This is a genomic window from Mucilaginibacter sp. McL0603, assembly GCF_049992945.1.
Classification (GTDB): Bacteria; Bacteroidota; Bacteroidia; order Sphingobacteriales; family Sphingobacteriaceae; genus Mucilaginibacter.
In genome coordinates this window covers 2,531,470-2,547,950 of the sequence record NZ_CP188251.1, presented here as the reverse complement: position 1 = coordinate 2,547,950, position 16,481 = coordinate 2,531,470, and the positions used below count along the sequence as shown (strand labels likewise).

Annotated in this window: 15 protein-coding genes; all 15 read left to right on the top strand. The window is 36.8% G+C overall.

The features are described 5' to 3' along the window. The first annotated feature begins 62 nt into the window (after nucleotides 1–62). The gene (gene asnB, locus ACPPVU_RS12010; RefSeq protein ID WP_426671953.1) at nucleotides 63–1,850 is read left to right on the top strand and encodes an asparagine synthase (glutamine-hydrolyzing); all 1,788 of its coding nucleotides are present in this window, start codon (nucleotides 63–65) and stop codon (nucleotides 1,848–1,850) included. Further along, nucleotides 1,843–2,976, top strand: coding sequence for a glycosyltransferase family 4 protein (locus ACPPVU_RS12005; protein ID WP_426671952.1), 1,134 nt, complete (start codon nucleotides 1,843–1,845; stop codon nucleotides 2,974–2,976). The genes asnB and ACPPVU_RS12005 overlap by 8 nt, the downstream gene beginning before the upstream one ends. Beyond that, entirely contained in the window at nucleotides 2,957–3,814 is an 858-nt protein-coding gene (locus tag ACPPVU_RS12000) for an ABC transporter permease (protein ID WP_426671951.1), read from the top strand. The genes ACPPVU_RS12005 and ACPPVU_RS12000 overlap by 20 nt, the downstream gene beginning before the upstream one ends. Next, a complete protein-coding gene (locus ACPPVU_RS11995; RefSeq protein ID WP_426671950.1) occupies nucleotides 3,814–5,070 on the top strand; it encodes a polysaccharide ABC transporter ATP-binding protein in 1,257 nt (418 codons plus the stop codon). The genes ACPPVU_RS12000 and ACPPVU_RS11995 overlap by 1 nt, the downstream gene beginning before the upstream one ends. Beyond that, nucleotides 5,060–5,530: an acyltransferase gene (locus tag ACPPVU_RS11990; protein WP_426671949.1), complete on the top strand. Its 471-nt coding sequence runs from the start codon at nucleotides 5,060–5,062 to the stop codon at nucleotides 5,528–5,530. Before ACPPVU_RS11995 ends, ACPPVU_RS11990 begins: the two co-directional genes overlap by 11 nt. Then, nucleotides 5,511–6,431, top strand: a complete 921-nt coding sequence (locus ACPPVU_RS11985) for an FkbM family methyltransferase (protein WP_426671948.1) — start codon at nucleotides 5,511–5,513, stop codon at nucleotides 6,429–6,431. The genes ACPPVU_RS11990 and ACPPVU_RS11985 overlap by 20 nt, the downstream gene beginning before the upstream one ends. Continuing rightward, nucleotides 6,432–7,622, top strand: a complete 1,191-nt coding sequence (locus tag ACPPVU_RS11980) for a glycosyltransferase family 4 protein (protein WP_426671947.1) — start codon at nucleotides 6,432–6,434, stop codon at nucleotides 7,620–7,622. It begins immediately after the preceding gene. Between the two features lie 171 nt (nucleotides 7,623–7,793). Then, nucleotides 7,794–8,726, top strand: coding sequence for a glycosyltransferase (locus ACPPVU_RS11975; protein WP_426671946.1), 933 nt, complete (start codon nucleotides 7,794–7,796; stop codon nucleotides 8,724–8,726). Between the two features lie 99 nt (nucleotides 8,727–8,825). After that, nucleotides 8,826–9,749: a hypothetical protein gene (locus ACPPVU_RS11970; protein ID WP_426671945.1), complete on the top strand. Its 924-nt coding sequence runs from the start codon at nucleotides 8,826–8,828 to the stop codon at nucleotides 9,747–9,749. Next, nucleotides 9,746–10,726: a glycosyltransferase family 2 protein gene (locus ACPPVU_RS11965; RefSeq protein WP_426671944.1), complete on the top strand. Its 981-nt coding sequence runs from the start codon at nucleotides 9,746–9,748 to the stop codon at nucleotides 10,724–10,726. Before ACPPVU_RS11970 ends, ACPPVU_RS11965 begins: the two co-directional genes overlap by 4 nt. 181 nt (nucleotides 10,727–10,907) lie before the next feature. After that, nucleotides 10,908–11,681, top strand: coding sequence for an FkbM family methyltransferase (locus tag ACPPVU_RS11960; protein WP_426671943.1), 774 nt, complete (start codon nucleotides 10,908–10,910; stop codon nucleotides 11,679–11,681). Continuing rightward, nucleotides 11,678–12,838 carry a glycosyltransferase family protein gene (locus ACPPVU_RS11955; RefSeq protein WP_426671942.1) on the top strand — a complete coding sequence of 387 codons (1,161 nt, stop codon included), beginning with the start codon at nucleotides 11,678–11,680 and terminating at the stop codon, nucleotides 12,836–12,838. Before ACPPVU_RS11960 ends, ACPPVU_RS11955 begins: the two co-directional genes overlap by 4 nt. 24 nt (nucleotides 12,839–12,862) lie before the next feature. Then, a complete protein-coding gene (locus ACPPVU_RS11950) occupies nucleotides 12,863–14,074 on the top strand; it encodes a glycosyltransferase (RefSeq protein ID WP_426671941.1) in 1,212 nt (403 codons plus the stop codon). Nucleotides 14,075–14,133: 59 nt separating this feature from the next. After that, nucleotides 14,134–15,159 carry an acyltransferase family protein gene (locus ACPPVU_RS11945; protein ID WP_426671940.1) on the top strand — a complete coding sequence of 342 codons (1,026 nt, stop codon included), beginning with the start codon at nucleotides 14,134–14,136 and terminating at the stop codon, nucleotides 15,157–15,159. Between the two features lie 50 nt (nucleotides 15,160–15,209). After that, nucleotides 15,210–16,436, top strand: coding sequence for a hypothetical protein (locus tag ACPPVU_RS11940; RefSeq protein ID WP_426671939.1), 1,227 nt, complete (start codon nucleotides 15,210–15,212; stop codon nucleotides 16,434–16,436). Nucleotides 16,437–16,481: the final 45 nt, after the last annotated feature.

Below are 16,481 nucleotides of genomic sequence, written 5' to 3'. Positions count from 1 at the left end.
AATTAATAAGTTATACATGCCGCATGTGACTTACGCGGCGAAGCTATGAACATACCCCTACTATGTGCCGTATTACAGGAATGATCTCACATCGTTTGCAGCCAGACGAGATTCGCGAAAAAGTAATGGTCATGTGCAATACCTTGCAGCATGGTGGGCCTGACGATGAAGGAATTTTCAGCGATGATAAGGTAAATCTCGTTTTCGGGCATAGAAGGCTGTCTATAATTGATTTGAGCCAAAACGGTCATCAGCCTATGGCTGACGTGCGGCAAAAAGTATGGATAACTTTTAATGGCGAGATCTATAATTATTTGGAGCTTAAGGATCAATTAATAGCATTGGGTGCCCGGTTTCACTCCAATACGGATACCGAGGTAATTATCGCTGCGTACATTTATTGGGGAATGGCTTGCTTTTCTAAACTACGGGGAATATTTGCATTTGCTTTATATGATACCGAAAAAGCTTTAACCTATTTGGTTCGTGATAGCTCGGGTGTAAAACCGCTGTACTATCATATTGAAAACGGCCAGCTAAGCTTTTCATCCGAAGTAAAAGCATTAAAAAAAGCAGGAATAGCAAATGAAACGGACCCAAACTGGCAGATCAGATTTTTAGCTTACGGCCATATACCAGAGCCTTATACCACTTTAAAAAATGTTTATAGTCTGCCTAAAGGAGAGTTTTTGTGCTGGCACCATCATAAAAATACTTACGAGATACATTCTTATCACGTTATAACGCCAAATACACGAATTACTGATTTTGAGGAGGCCAAAGAATCTATACGAACTGCTTTAAAACTAGCTGTAAACCGACAGCTTATAGCTGATGCCCCTATTGGCGTATTCCTTAGCGGCGGTATCGACTCCAGCCTGCTAACGTTATTAGCCAATGAAGAGAAAAAAGCGCAGTTAAAAACTATTTCTATATATTTTAATGAAAAAGCATACGATGAACGTATGTATCAAAGCTTGGTATTAAAGGAAATTGATGGTGAAAAATTTGCGCACATTGTAAAACAGCAGGATTTTGAAGAGTTTTTGCCCAGGATAATTGCCGATATGGATATGCCGACTACTGATGGCATTAATACCTGGTTTATCAGCAAATACGCTCATGAGGATGGATTAAAGGCGGTGTTATCCGGAATTGGAGCTGATGAGCTATTTGGCGGATATCCTTCATTTAATCGTATAAAGTATCTTAAAAGATTGAGGAAATATCCAGTTTCCTTATTTCAACTAACTAACTATTTTACATCTGATCGTTACAAAAAGATCTCCTTCTTAAATTACGATCACCCCCTGGCGGATTACCTGATGCTGAGAGGGCTCTACAATCCTTCTGACATCGCTAAAATTTTAGATACAGATATTCATCATATCGAGGATGTTTTATTCAACGAGAAACCATTGCCCAATATCCGTAATTATAATGAGTTGGATGCAGCCTGGTTTGAGACTAACCTATATATGCAAAATCAATTATTGCGCGATACAGATGTAATGGGCATGAGCCAGGCATTAGAAATAAGAGTCCCTTTTTTGGATGAAGATTTTAAAAAGTTGACAGATAATATTTCATCTGAAATAAGATTTGACAGCCGGCAACCTAAAAAACTGTTAATAGACAGTTTTAAAGATATTTTACCTGAAGCTATATGGAACAGGTCAAAAATGGGCTTCACATTTCCGTTACAGGAATGGATGAAAGCTTATCCGGAAATGAATAACGAAGACTTATTTAGAGGGAAGAAGGCACAAAGTATTGTAAAGTCTTTTAAAAACAATAGTCTGCACTGGTCAAAAGTATTTTCACTCTATCAAATCCGGATGCATGCCTAAAAAAATAATCCTGTTTACACTACAGACATTTAGTACTACAGGGGGCATTCAAAAAATGACCCGTACGCTTGCATATTCTTTATTTCATATTGCAAAATCAGAAAACTGGGACTTCAAGCTTTTCTCACTTTACGATTCCAGATATGACTTGATGAATAAGTATGTGCCGGCTGAAAACTATACCGGTTTTGCCAATAATCGTATTAAACTTATTCTAAAAACAATAAATACTGCATCAAAATCAGATATCGTAATATTAAGCCATATTAACTTCTCGCTGGTTGGTATCATAGTAAAGCTCTTGAATCCCAAATGCCAGGTTTGGCTTATTGCTCATGGAATAGAGGTTTGGCGGCCGATAAATTTTATTAAAAGGACATTTTTAAAAAAGTATTGCGATAAAATAATATGTGTCAGCAAGTTTACTAAAGATCAAATGATCAAGTGGCATCAATCAGCCCCTGAGAAATGCATTGTTTTAAATAATGCAGTAGATCCCTTTATAAAGCTGCCCGAGACCTTTGAAAAACCTGAATATTTATTAAACAGGTATTGCCTTACCACTTCAAACGAGGTAATCTTCACATTAACACGTCTTGCCTCGTCAGAAAAATATAAAGGATATGAGCAGGCTATTAAAGCAGTTAGCCTTTTAAAACATACTTTCCCCCATATAAAATATGTACTTTCCGGGCAGTATGATTCAGTAGAAGAAGTCCGGATCAGGCATTTGATCAATATGTATGAGGCGGACGATCAGGTGATATTAACTGGCTTTTTAAATGAAACAGAACTTACCGATCATTTCCTGCTTTCGGACCTTTTTGTTCTCCCAAGTAAAAAAGAAGGTTTTGGGATTGTATTTGTTGAAGCCCTGGCTTGTGGATTACCCGTAATTTGCGGCAATGAAGACGGAAGCGTGGACGCCATAAGGAATGGCGAACTAGGCACCGCTATTAATGTGGGCGACCTGGATGAACTTGAAAAAACTATTGGTGATGCATTAAAAACACCACTGACCATAGAAAGCAGGAAAAGCCTGCAAAACCAATGCCTCCATTATTTTAAAGAGGATGTTTATAGAAATAACTTACAAAAATTATTAAATGATGAACCAGTTTCCTGACGAACATTGGGATATCGAGATCACTCCTAAAAATAGCCTGTTTGACCTGAGGCTTAAAGATACCTGGCATTACCGCGATCTGCTGTTGCTGCTGGTAAGGCGGGATTTCGTCTCTTTTTATAAGCAAACCATTCTTGGCCCGGTTTGGTTTTTTGTGCAGCCAATTATCACTGTGCTGATATATACGCTTGTATTTAATAACCTTGCTAAAATATCAACAGATCATGTTCCTGCACCATTATTTTACCTGGCAGGAACGATTCTCTGGAATTATTTTGCCGATTGCCTTACAAAAACTTCGACGGTCTTTAAGGACAATGCAGCGATGTTAGGCAAGGTTTACTTTCCCCGCCTGATCATGCCGCTGAGTATTGTATTGTCAAACTTGATTAGGTTTGGCGTACAGTTTTTATTGTTTTTGGTAATGATGGCAATTGATCACGATAAAATTACCCCAAATGCTATACTATTTTTGTTCCCTTTGCTGATCCTTATTATTGCCGCGCTGGGCCTGGGATTGGGCATGATCATATCATCTGTTACGACCAAATATCGGGACCTGGCCTTCGTGGTAACTTTTGGCGTGCCACTATTAATGTACACGACTACCGTTATCTTTCCTTTATCTACTGCTATAGCGAAATATCCGGCCTATAGCTGGCTGATCAAATTCAACCCGATAACTGCGGTAATTGAAACATTAAGATATGGATTTTTAGGACAGGGCAGTTTCAGCTGGGGCCTGTTAGGTTACAGCGCCGGTGTAACCGCGGTCATTCTGCTGATTGGGATTATTATATTTAATAAAGTTGAACGAACATTTGTCGATACCGTATAATGGCTAAAGTGATTAAAGTAGAAAGCCTGTCTAAGGCATATCAATTGGGCGATTTCGGTACGGGTACCATCTCACGCGACCTGGAACGCCTTTGGGCGAGCCTGCGGGGCAAAGAAGATCCCTTCTTAAAAATTGGTGAAGTAAATGACCGCACGGTTAAAAGTGAGAGTAATGTAGTTTGGAGTTTGAAAGATCTGGACTTTGAAATTGATAATGGTGATGCCGTCGGCATAATCGGCCGGAATGGAGCAGGAAAAAGCACCCTATTAAAAATACTAAGTCGTGTAACCAATCCTACCAAGGGGTCTGTCAAAATAAAGGGACGCGTGGCAAGCTTACTGGAAGTAGGTACCGGGTTCCATCCGGAACTAACGGGCAAAGAAAACATTTTTCTAAATGGTGCTATCCTCGGTATGCGTAAAACAGAAATTAAACGCAAGTTTGATGAAATTGTCAGCTTCTCTGGCGTGGAACGATACATAGACACCCCCGTTAAAAGGTACTCATCAGGCATGTATGTACGGCTGGCATTTGCTGTGGCTGCCCATCTTGAATCGGAAATTTTGATTATAGATGAAGTTCTGGCTGTCGGTGATGCTGAATTCCAAAAGAAATGCCTGGGCAAAATGGGCGATATAAGTAAAGGCGAAGGAAGGACAGTTCTATTTGTGAGTCATAACATAGGAGCGGTTAAATCCTTAACAAAAAACTCGTTACTGTTAAGTAATGGTCAAAAGGTTTTATTTGATTCAACTAATACTGTAATTAATCATTATCATGGGGCAGCAAAAAACAATCAAAGCAACTTTATCGTAAAAACCGGCGATTCAAATGCTTTTATAAATACAATCAGGATTGTTGATCACTTGTTAAATCAAATTAATTATATAGAAACCGGAGTGTCAATCGGGGTAGAAATAAATTATGAAATATTTAATGACGTTTCAGACCCTGTACCAAACATCCTGCTGTCAACAAATGATGGTTACAAAATCTTTCAATCCATTATGCCCGATCACAAACGTAAGAAAGGCGTCAATAAATGTGTTATTTGGTTCCCCGAAAACTTTTTTAATAATCAAACTTATTTATTAACAGTTGCCCTCTCAACTCTAAAACCAACGATTGTCCATTCCACATTCGAATTTGCCTTTACCGTTGAAGAAAATTTGAATGATAAAATTAAATCAGATTATTCCGGAAACCTGGATGGTTTTTTAAGACCTAAATTAAATTGGCAATCTTATGAAGGATAAGATAAAGATCAAAGTTAAGGAATACCTTAAAAGACTTATCAGGCAAGTGTTAAATGACGAGTATATCAATTCCCCGCATATATTTGGCGATCCATCAAGATTAATTGTAGCAAAAACTGCAATCGTAAATAACGCTTTTTTTAATTGTAATTCAGGGACTATAATTATAGAAGATCATGTTGGAATAGCGCATAATGCTATGATTCTAACTGGTAGTCATAATTTCAATGTATTTGAAAAAGAAAGAGAAACAGCAATTAGTATTAATAGAGATATAAAAATTAAAAAAGGTGCATTTATAGGTTCAGGGTCAATTATAATCGGTCCTTGTACGATAGGCGAACATGCGGTCGTTGGTGCGGGGGCTGTCGTCAGAGAAAACGTTCCAAATTATGCTATCGTAACTGGTAATCCAAGTCAAATTGTAAAATTTATAGAAAATGATCAAAAAGGCAATTAAACAGATCCTGAAAAAGTCAGGTTACACGCTAATAAAAGAAATCAGGGAAGCACCCACAGGTATGTCAATCGTAAAAGTAGGCAACTTTGATGTGTCGATTAATAATAATAATGGAATTAAAAATTGTTACCTATATTATAAAGATTACGGCAGGCAGTTATTAAGGATTACTTCTTTTTTAGCCAGGAATTATTCGGATTTGGAAGTTATCGACGTAGGGGCAAATTTGGGAGATTCGGTTGCATTAATTAAATCGGGTGCCGACGTGCCTGTAATTTGTATTGAAGGTGATAAAGATATCTTAGACCGGTTTAAGTTAAACACTTCAAATTTCAAAAATGTAAAACTAATACCCACTTTCCTTTCTGATAAAAAACACGAGCAAGATTGTGAAATTACAAATAAGGGACACAATTTAACGATCACGCCTTCCTCAAGTAGGAATGGAACTGAAAAACTATATTTTAGCAGTATTGATACTTTATTAGAAGAATCCGTATTAAATCAAAGATGCAAATTACTTAAAATTGACACAGAAGGACATGACCTCAAAATATTAAGGGGAAGTGAAAAATTCCTGGCCGAAGTAAAGCCAACTATATTATTTGAATTTAACCGCAATAACCTTGACCAATTGGAAAAAGATCCTGCTCAAATTTTCCATTGGTTGCTTGAAAAAAATTACAGAAAAATCCTATTCTACGAAAGTGATGGGAGGTTTATGTTTTCTTCAGATCTTTCTGACGCACAATTTATAAAGCAGATTTTTAACTACGTTGACGGAAAAAATTCAAAAATATATTATCTGGATCTTATAGTATTTCACGCCGATTTCTCTGATAAAGCCAATGAATTTATCAAAAATGAAGAGATTTACCGGTCAAGTCTCGATAATAACTAAATGAATATTGGCATCGTCACACCTTATTATCCGGAAAGCAATTCACGTAGTAGCGGCATAGCTAATCACTTTTATTTACTAGCTAATACTTTAAATAAATCAGGTCATAAAGTGGTAGTGTTGCACGTACGACCTCTGAATGAAACGGAAGATAAACAAGATGAAATCCTTGACAAGGATGGTATAACTTACATATTATGTAAGGTGTCGGTTCCTAAGTTCATCAAATTGATTTCCAAAAATAGCTGGACGGTACAGGACTTTTACCAAAAGGTAAAGGCCATGATTATTACCCGTATTAAATTGTCAAAAATAGCCAGAAAATACAAAATACAAATTGTGGAAACCAGCAGCTATTTCTCCTTATGTTATTTATATCTGTTCAAAGTAAATACAATTCCGATTGTAACCAGAGTAAGTACAACTTTCAGACAAATGCTAAATGATCATTATCCTTATAAATCAAGGTTAAATAATTTGATAGCCAGTATTGAAATGTTAATGATAAAAAAAAGCAACCTGCTGATAACGCATAGCCGAAATCATTTACTGGAGCTTGAAAAAATATTAAAGTGCAGTTTGAAAAAATGTCAGATAATTCCACATGGAGTACCACTGCCGGCTTTAAAAGACAAAACTGAATCATCAGCTCTGGTAAAAATATTGTTTGTCGGACGAATGGAAAGCAGAAAAGGAATTGATATATTATTAAAGGCCATACCAATTGTCTTAAAGACTCAAAAAAATATAAAATTTTATTTGGTCGGAGATAATTATGAACAATATCAAAAGGAATATTTTGCAATTAATAATCATATGGATGATGTGCTTTTTTTAGGCATGGTTAGTCCTTCCGAGCTGGATACGTTGTACTCAGAATGTGATGTCTTTGTTGCACCCTCCAGATATGAATCATTCGGGCTAATTTATATCGAGGCGATGAGTTATGGTAAGCCGGTAATCGGATTCAGCGTAGGCGGAGTGGCCGATATCATCGTTGACTATCACAATGGATTGTTTTCCGAGAAGAACGAAAATGATTTGGCTGAAAAAATATTGACTTTGATAAGAGATAAAGACCTAAGAGAATCTATGGGTAAACAGGCAAGGAACTCCGTAGAGGAAAAGTACGATATCGAAATTATGGTGAATACCAGCCTGAATTATTACCAAGGCATTCTGGCAAGATAATGTAGTAAATTGATCTTCAGCTACAATTATCAAATGTTAAAACATTACCCCAGTTAATAAGAACAATTCTTCGAACTGGATAATATCGGTTTCTTGCATAAAATACATTAACCACTCGATTCCAAAAATCCTCAATAAACAATACGGCCATAATAAATTAAAATTCATAAAATGACGAATAGCTCCTTTAAGATCTCAGTTGTTTTACCAACTTACAATCCAAATCCAGATGTTCTTGAACAAACATTAAATGGCTTAAGAAATCAGGATTTACCGTTAACAGAATGGGAATTAATAATCGTAGATAATGCTTCAACAAATAATTTCTCAGAGACAATTGATATAACTTGGCACATAAATTCAAAAATTGTCAAAGAGCCAAAGCCTGGGCTGACTTTTGCGAGGATGAAAGGATATGAACAATGCAAGGGAGAACTTATAATACTTGTTGACGATGACAACATTTTAAACCAGGAATATCTTTCTAAAAGTTGGTCATTGTTTGATTTGAATCAGAATTTGGGAGTAGCAGGCGGATCAAGTATAGGGCAATTTGAAGTATCTCATAAAGAATGGGTAAGTGAATTTTACAGTCTCATTGCGGTTAGACCTCAACTTCATCCAATAACAATAACCACGAATCTTTCAAAGGGATATCCTGAAATTGCACCTATCGGCGCCGGAATGGTGATTAGAAGAATTTGTTTTAGTGACTATTATAATTACATCAAATCAGACACCAGTGTCATACAGGATCGTACGGGTAAGAACTTAAGTTCAGGGGGTGATAATGAAATTAATATCATTGCTTTAAAATCGGGGTACGCTGTCGGATGTTTTCCCGAACTTGTGTTAAAGCATATTATAAATAAAGGAAGATTAGAAGTTGAATATTTAAAAAGGTTAAATTATCATTCTTCAAAATCATGGATAAAATTGTTACACAAACATAACATATGTCCATGGAAGCCAATTTCTAAATTCAGTGTGCCATTACGAAAACTCAAAGCATTTTTCAAATATAAGCCCTGGGAAAGCCCGGCGAAATCTGTAAAATTTTCGGGAGCTTGTGGAATGTTTCAAGGTTTATCGGAATTAGATTAAATGAATCAAAACATACATATAACGAAAGTTATCAGGTTCAGGCAATCAGGGGATGGAAACTTAGGGGATATCAATTTATTTTAGGTGTCTAAATCATTTATGTTAATACAGCAATTAATAAACATTTTATATCGGTTTCCAAAGTCAAAGCTGAAAACCTATAAGCGATTTGGCGGTTACGGTAATTACCGCAAAATGACAGACGGAAGCAAAAAAATGAAGTCTGCTGTCTATGATTTACCAGTCTCCATGGCATACCCTGACGGCTTGCCTGTTTACTTTCTTACCGGAGAAAAATATATCCATCAAACCCTATTCTGTATAAATTCACTTTTAAAAGTGAGCGAAGAAAAATATAATTTCTTTCTTGTTGACGATGGTTCATTTAATAATGCAATCATCAATTTAATTGCTGAAAAGCTACCGGGCGCAACAATCGTTACTGCTGATCAAATCAGTATTAATCTTGGTAAATATTTGCCGGGCGATAAATTTCCAATTTTAAATTATAAGCGTAAAACGTATCCGCATATAAAAAAACTCACGGATGTTCATACGATTTCCCCTTTGGGCTGGAAGCTTGTTTTGGATTCCGACATGTTATTCTGGAAGGAGCCGGCAGCGATGAATAATTGGCTAAAACTGCCGAATCAGCCAATCCATATGGTAGATTGCGAAGAAAGCTATGGATATAACACTGACTTAATGCAGGAAATATGCGGGGGGGAAATTCCATCATTGTTGAATGTTGGCGTCATAGGATTGAACAGTACTGATCTAAAATGGGAGAAATTAGAAGAGTGGATACAATTATTAGAAGAAAAAGAAGGTACAAGCTATTATCTGGAACAAGCACTTACCGCAATGATTGTCTCCGGTACACAACCAGTGGTTTTGAATAAAAACGATTATAAGGTCAATCCTATCCTAACTGATTTAGAAACAAAATCCAACATCTTGCACCATTATGTAGATCTTTCTAAAGAAGTCTATTATAAAAAAGCCTGGAAACTTATTATATGAATAATCCGCTTGTTTCAATTTGCATACCTGCATACAACGTCGAAAATTACCTCGCAGATACTATTCAATCAGTTTTAAACCAAACCTATAGAAATATTGAGGTGATCATTGTTGATGACGGTTCAAAGGATCGTTCATTAGCGGTCGCAAAAAGATATGAAAATGATCAAATTAAAATATATTCACAAAAAAATAGCGGTGCGAGCGCTGCAAGAAATAAAGCTTACTCCTATTCCAATGGTGAATTTATTAAATTCCTGGATGGGGATGATTTGATAAATCCAGAAATGATTGAATGTCAAGTTAAAAAGGCTCTGGAGTTTGAAAATTGTACAATTTCCAGCAGATGGGGAAGATTTTATGGGCACGATTTGAACTCATTTCGGCTTCGTCCGGAGAAATGTTGGAAGAATATGCCGCCAGTTGATTGGCTTTGTATTTCCTGGGAAAAAGGTGGATCGATGACACAAGCGGGAATGTTTCTGATTCCCAGAAACATAATAGAAAAGTCTGGTCCATGGGATGAGACATTATCGTTGATCGATGACTTGGATTTTTTCACGCGCGTGCTATTGTCAAGTTTTCAAGTAATTTTTGAAGACCAGGCTATACTTTATTATCGATCAGGATTAAACGGCAGCCTTTCAGGACATCAGTCCGATAAGGCCATAAAATCTGCTTTTTTTTCAATCGATAAAGCAACGAATAATTTATTGGCGTCGGATTCTAGTGCCCGCACGATGCGGGCATGCGCTAATGTCTGGCAAAACTTTATTTATAGTTTTTATCCACGACAGGCTGCTTTAGTAAAAGCTGCTGCGGAAAGGGTAAAGGACTTAAACGGCTCTGATTTGCCGTTTGCCTGCGGCGGACTAACCAAAGTAATGAAGTTGTTGTTTGGATGGAAATTTACAAAAATTGTTAAATCTATATTAAATCATGAATCTATTGATGCTCGCGACCAAAGTTTACAATAAACTCCCGGGGGGCAAATTTAAAAATCACTTATTCACAATGTGGCGAGGATATTTTCATGCTGTTTTTGATCAAATCATTGGGGACAAACAATATACAATATTTTGATATTGGAACTAATGATCCACGGAACTCTAATAATACTTATCTTAATAATATTTTTATTTTAAATCAAAACGATGTATGAAAGTTATAGATATTTTCCAACCTGGTTTGATCATCGAAAAACTTGCTCATAAATTAAAGCAAGAAAAGCGATTGAAGAAACTGAAGAATACTGTCGCATATCAACTACAAATTGGACACATCGATTCCCTCGAACTTATCGAGGCGATGATTATGGACTCTCCCCAGTTGAAAGAAAAGGCAACAATATATGACATCGGCAGCAACATAGGAACTTGGACCCTACTAGTAAAGTCATTCCTGCCAAATGCGATAGTCTATGCCTTTGAACCTTTGGAAAATCACAATACCATTTTCAAAAAAAATTGCGAATCACTGTCTGGGATACACTTAAATGATTTCTGTTTAGGGAACACAACAGGAACGGGTATACTAAATATATCCAGTTATTCTGACGCATCGACTTTGTTGGTTCCAACCAAAATGGAATTTGAAGATTTTGGTATTCGAACAATCGGACAAAAAGATGTTACAATCAAGAGGCTTTACGATTTAATAAAAGAAAACACAATAGATATACCTGACATTATAAAACTCGATATTCAAGGGTTCGAACTAGAAGCATTAAAGGGAATGGGCGACTATATTAAGTCTGTAAGATATCTCATATGTGAAGTGTCCTTCAAAGAATATTATCACGATCAACCACAATTTTTAGAAATAATAACATATCTGGGGCAATTCAATTTCCGACTGTTTGCCATGGGCTATAATACGCCCATAGGTAAAAAATTAAATCAGGTAGACGTGTTATTTAAACGGATCGATTGAAAATACTTTTATCTTTTTTGCAAGATACTGGGGGCGTACCTTATCCAATTCCGTCTTACCGTTTTTGGACTTATTATATTAAGAATGGTATTGAAGAAGCGGGAATGGAATGGACCGAACTGCAAGATGCGGATTGGGCAAAGGGGCTTACTTTTTCCGAAAAATCGCCGGAATTGCAAGAGTGGAAAAGCCAAATTTGGGAAGATCAGTTGGCATTTATAAGAAAGAACCAAAAGAACATCGATTTATTTTTAACTTACTTATATCCAAAACAAATAGACATACACGCCATCTCGGAGATAAAGAAAATGGGGATTCCCTGCGTCAACTTCTTTTGCGATAATATCCGCGAATTCCACGTGGTACCGGACGAGTTTAAGGTGTTTGATTTAAATTGGGTGCCTGAATTTGAATCATTGGAGATGTATAATAAGCAAAATGTCCAGAATATACATTTGCCGATGCCGATGTGGGTGGACCGGCAGGCTCGATCGCTTGAAAAAATTACCGAAACGAATTTGGTTTCATTCATTGGATCGAAGGATATTTTAAGGGAGCGGCTATTGAGCGAAGTAATAAATAAAGGACTGCCTATAGAAATTTACGGCCGGGACTGGGTAAGAAAACAAGAGAATACCTTTAGCAACTCCAACAAATCATTGATAAATGTGGCTTTGAATCAGTGGGACTTTATCAAAGCGAACGGAATAAAAGAATATTTGCTACGGAGGGTTAATACTTTAGGTGCAAATTCAAAAAAGGAAATTGATCCCGCGTTTCTACATCCGGACATTGATTTTAGTGAATATATCGCAATTACAAGAAATAGCAGCGTGATACTGGGCATTAATCGAGTACCCACACATAAGAGATTGCATTCTCATCCTATTAAATATTCAAGACTGAGAGACATAGAAGCGCCGATGTTGGGCGCATGTTATTTGACGGAACATTGTCATGGCTTATCTTCGATGTATGAACTAGGTAAAGACATTATGTCTTATAATACTTCGGAAGAACTAGTTGACAAAGCGAGTTTTTTGTTAAACCATGCTTCGGTCAGAGAAAGCCTTAGGATAAACGGGCAAAATAAGGCATTAAAAGAACTTTCTATTCCAGCGTCCTTGCAAAAAATAAAAATGGCCTTATTTCGATAAGGTATAATACACAATAGCCGAAATATGTTCAATAAGAAAATCTGCATTATAACACAATCACACCTTTGCCACAATCCGCGTGTGTATAAGGAGGCGAAAGCCCTCTGGTCTTCAGGTTATGATGTCACGATTATCCATAGCACCTACGATCGGAGATTATTGGATATTGACACGGATTTATTGAAAGGTACCGGAATAAAAATTATAGCGATAGCGAGTTTGGAAAAAAGCAGCATATCCTCTTTCATTTTTCGGATCATTAGAAAACTGGGTGTGTTTTTTGTAAGTAAGCTGAATATCCAGACGCCCTTAGCAATCGGATATGGCCATTGGAAATATAAGGCGGCCGCTTTAAAGGAAGACGCATATCTTTATATCGGACATCAGGAAATTGGGCTTTTTTGTGGCGTGCAATTGATCAAATCCGGCAGAGCGGTAGCATTTGATTTTGAAGATTGGTATTCAGAAGATTTGTTGACGGAAGCCCGAAAGTACCGTCCGATTTCTTTATTGCAGAAGCTCGAGGAGCAAGGCCTAACCAGGGGGCTTTTTTCCATAACTACATCAAAATCGATGGCAATTTCGCTAAGTAAAAGATATAAAGTAGAAAATTTGCCAACGCCTATTTACAATACCTTCAATTACAAAGAAAATCTATTTGAACATAAAAAGACTTTTGAGAATCCTATCAAATTATTCTGGTTTTCCCAAACCATAGGTCCAGGGCGGGGTCTGGAGTCTTTCATCAAACTAATGAACCAGATCAATATTAGACTGGAAATACACTTGCTAGGTAATATTAACGATAATTACAAGGATTTGCTTACTAATTTGGTGAATCAACCTTATCAAATTGTGTTTCACCCTCTGGTGCACTATAATGAATTGCAAGAAAAAATATCAGAATTCGATATCGGACTGGCGCTGGAGTTAACAGAGCCACTAAGCAGAGATTTAACCGTAACCAATAAATTTTTCCAATATGTATTGTCCGGATTGCCTGTTATTGCTACTAATACATCCGGCCAAAAGGAACTTTTAAGGGAAAATTCTTTCGGTTTTTTAATCGAAGATATTGAGTCTGTGTCTACAGCAAAAGCGCTCGAGAATTGGTTGAATGATATAGATTCCTTACAAACTGCCCGAAGTAATGCGATGAAATTTGCACAAAAATATTCATGGGAAAAAGAGTCACTAAAGCTAATCCAATTAATAAAAAGCAATGAAACACTGTAGTCTTCAAATTAAAGCCACCCTTTACAATTGAATTAACCTTTTCAAAGCGCTATAAATAAATGAGCTATATCTCAAATAAAAAGTGGTTCAACGGGCTCGACAGCCTAAGAATTATTTTAGCTATTACAGTATTACTATCCCATTTTGATAATGTTTATGCTGATATGCTGAAGCAGTCACCACATTTACTGTTTCATGCCCTTGGCTTTTTCCTGGCAAACGCGTTTGATGGTACAGCCGCAGTAATCGCGTTCTTTATCATTTCCGGCTTTGTTATTCATTATCCAAATAAAAATGGCATTATCAGTTTAAAAGATTTCTGGATGAAAAGGTTTGTCCGGATCATCATCCCGCTATCCATTATCTGGGTTGCCGGTATCAGGTACAATCATCCCGAAAATGCCGTAATTTGGAGCCTGATATGTGAACTGATCTACTACGCTATTTATCCTTTCATCTATAAAGTAAATTTAAGCTGGACAAATAAGGTAATCATAGCCTACCTTATTTCCACAGTAGTAATAATTCTGGGTGCACATGACGATTTTTATGCCTTTTTTAAACAAACTGACTTAAACTACCAGGGTTATTACTGGCAATTAGGTTATTCCCTTACCTGGCTGGTTGGCCTGCCCTGCTGGCTTTTGGGCGTGTTATTGGCTGAGCATATTGATAGCCTGAACAGTGCATCTTTTAGATCGGTTATGACGTACAGGTGCCTGGTTTTTGCTTTAGGCTGCTTTTGCTGCATTGCAAAATTTCATATGCATCTCAGCTATATCATATCCATGAATTTAATTTCTTTCGTACTATATAAATGGCTGCAAACTGAGATCGTGTATTTTAAAACCAGGCCGGCTAATAATATACTCGAAAAAATGGGCAAGTTCTCTTACTCATTATACATATGCCACCCTTTAATATATTTACTTTTAAAAAGTTACCTGCCAAATAACGCGCTTACCTATCCCCTGTTTATTATATTGGCTATTGTAATCTCCTATTGTTTTTATTTACTTATTGAAAAGCCCGCGCATCAGTTTGCACAAAGGGCCATCAAAAAATATTCTTTCCAGCCACGTTGAAACGGGTTCTAATTATTTCACCATACTTCCCACCGGTAAACGCTGCAGATATGCAACGTGTAAGAATGAGCCTGCCTTACTTCAAGGATTTTGACTGGAAAGCCGAAGTAGTTACCATCGACCCACAATTTGCTGATATAGTTAAGGATGAACTGTTGCTGCAAAGCATTCCATCGGACATTAAAATCCATACAGTTAAGGCCCTCAGCAAAAAATGGACATCAAAAATGGGTTTGGGGAGCATTGCTTTGCGCTCGTTATGGTTTTATAAACAAAAGGTTAACCGCATAGTTAAAGAGCAAAAATTTGATTTGATCTATTTTTCCACTACGCAATTCCCGGTACTTACATTGGGGGCATACTGGAAAAAACGATTTAACATACCGTACGTAATTGATATGCAGGACCCCTGGCATTCCGATTACTATCGGGATAAGCCAAAGGAACAGCAACCGCCAAAATATTGGCTTTCTTATCGTTTAAATAAATATCTTGAACCTATCGCAATGAAACAGGTAGGCGGACTTATTAGCGTGTCTGCAAATTATATTGAGGATTTAAAGAACAGGTACCCTCAAATAAAACATGTACCTGAGGCTGTAATTACTTTTGGAGCCTTTGACCCCGACACGGGGATTGCCGATGATAACAAAAATATTTTTAAACCACTGCTCAACCCTGAGTTTAAGAACATAGTATATGTGGGACGTGGAGGGATCGATATGCATAAAGCTATTGTACCGGTATTTCAGGCATTGCAAAAAGCACTAAAAGATCAACCCGAAGTATTTAATAAAATTAAGCTTTACTTTATTGGCACCAGTTATGCTGCCGCAGGCAAAGGCGTTGCAACTATACTCCCACTTGCAAAAAAATATAATGTTGAGAATAATGTAATTGAATTAACTGACAGGATAAGTTATTACCATACGTTAGTTATCCTTCAGCAGGCTGATGCGCTGTTTGTCCCGGGATCTGATGATCCTAAATATTCAGCATCAAAAATCTACCCTTATTTGCTAATGAAAAAGCCCCTGCTTACTATTTTCAATAAAAACAGTTCAGCAATTAAAATTTTACAGGAATACGGGGTAAAGCATAATTATAGCTATAATCTGCAGGGCTTGGATCAGTATATTTTACAATTCTTCACCACGGTAATCGAAGGAAATAATATGGTTGATTATAACCCTGCCGCATTCGAAAAATATTCCGCAAAAAAAATGGCGCAGCGTCAAACTGAACTTTTCGATAAAACTATAAATGGAGAAAATTAAAAGAACATTAGGGTTTATTTTCACGCCCCTCTTAAGTCAAAAACA

Excerpts from the sequence above, each read along its gene's own strand:
- ACPPVU_RS11945 (WP_426671940.1), top strand. The coding sequence starts at position 14,134 with ATGAGCTATATCTCAAATAAAAAGTGGTTCAACGGGCTCGACAGCCTA.
- ACPPVU_RS11950 (WP_426671941.1), top strand. The coding sequence starts at position 12,863 with ATGTTCAATAAGAAAATCTGCATTATAACACAATCACACCTTTGCCAC.
- ACPPVU_RS11995 (WP_426671950.1), top strand. The coding sequence starts at position 3,814 with ATGGCTAAAGTGATTAAAGTAGAAAGCCTGTCTAAGGCATATCAATTG.
- ACPPVU_RS11960 (WP_426671943.1), top strand. The coding sequence starts at position 10,908 with ATGAAAGTTATAGATATTTTCCAACCTGGTTTGATCATCGAAAAACTT.
- ACPPVU_RS12000 (WP_426671951.1), top strand. The coding sequence starts at position 2,957 with ATGATGAACCAGTTTCCTGACGAACATTGGGATATCGAGATCACTCCT.
- ACPPVU_RS12005 (WP_426671952.1), top strand. The coding sequence starts at position 1,843 with ATGCCTAAAAAAATAATCCTGTTTACACTACAGACATTTAGTACTACA.
- ACPPVU_RS11985 (WP_426671948.1), top strand. The coding sequence starts at position 5,511 with ATGATCAAAAAGGCAATTAAACAGATCCTGAAAAAGTCAGGTTACACG.
- asnB (WP_426671953.1), top strand. The coding sequence starts at position 63 with ATGTGCCGTATTACAGGAATGATCTCACATCGTTTGCAGCCAGACGAG.
- ACPPVU_RS11965 (WP_426671944.1), top strand. The coding sequence starts at position 9,746 with ATGAATAATCCGCTTGTTTCAATTTGCATACCTGCATACAACGTCGAA.
- ACPPVU_RS11980 (WP_426671947.1), top strand. The coding sequence starts at position 6,432 with ATGAATATTGGCATCGTCACACCTTATTATCCGGAAAGCAATTCACGT.
- ACPPVU_RS11975 (WP_426671946.1), top strand. The coding sequence starts at position 7,794 with ATGACGAATAGCTCCTTTAAGATCTCAGTTGTTTTACCAACTTACAAT.
- ACPPVU_RS11940 (WP_426671939.1), top strand. The coding sequence starts at position 15,210 with ATGCAACGTGTAAGAATGAGCCTGCCTTACTTCAAGGATTTTGACTGG.
- ACPPVU_RS11970 (WP_426671945.1), top strand. The coding sequence starts at position 8,826 with ATGTTAATACAGCAATTAATAAACATTTTATATCGGTTTCCAAAGTCA.
- ACPPVU_RS11990 (WP_426671949.1), top strand. The coding sequence starts at position 5,060 with ATGAAGGATAAGATAAAGATCAAAGTTAAGGAATACCTTAAAAGACTT.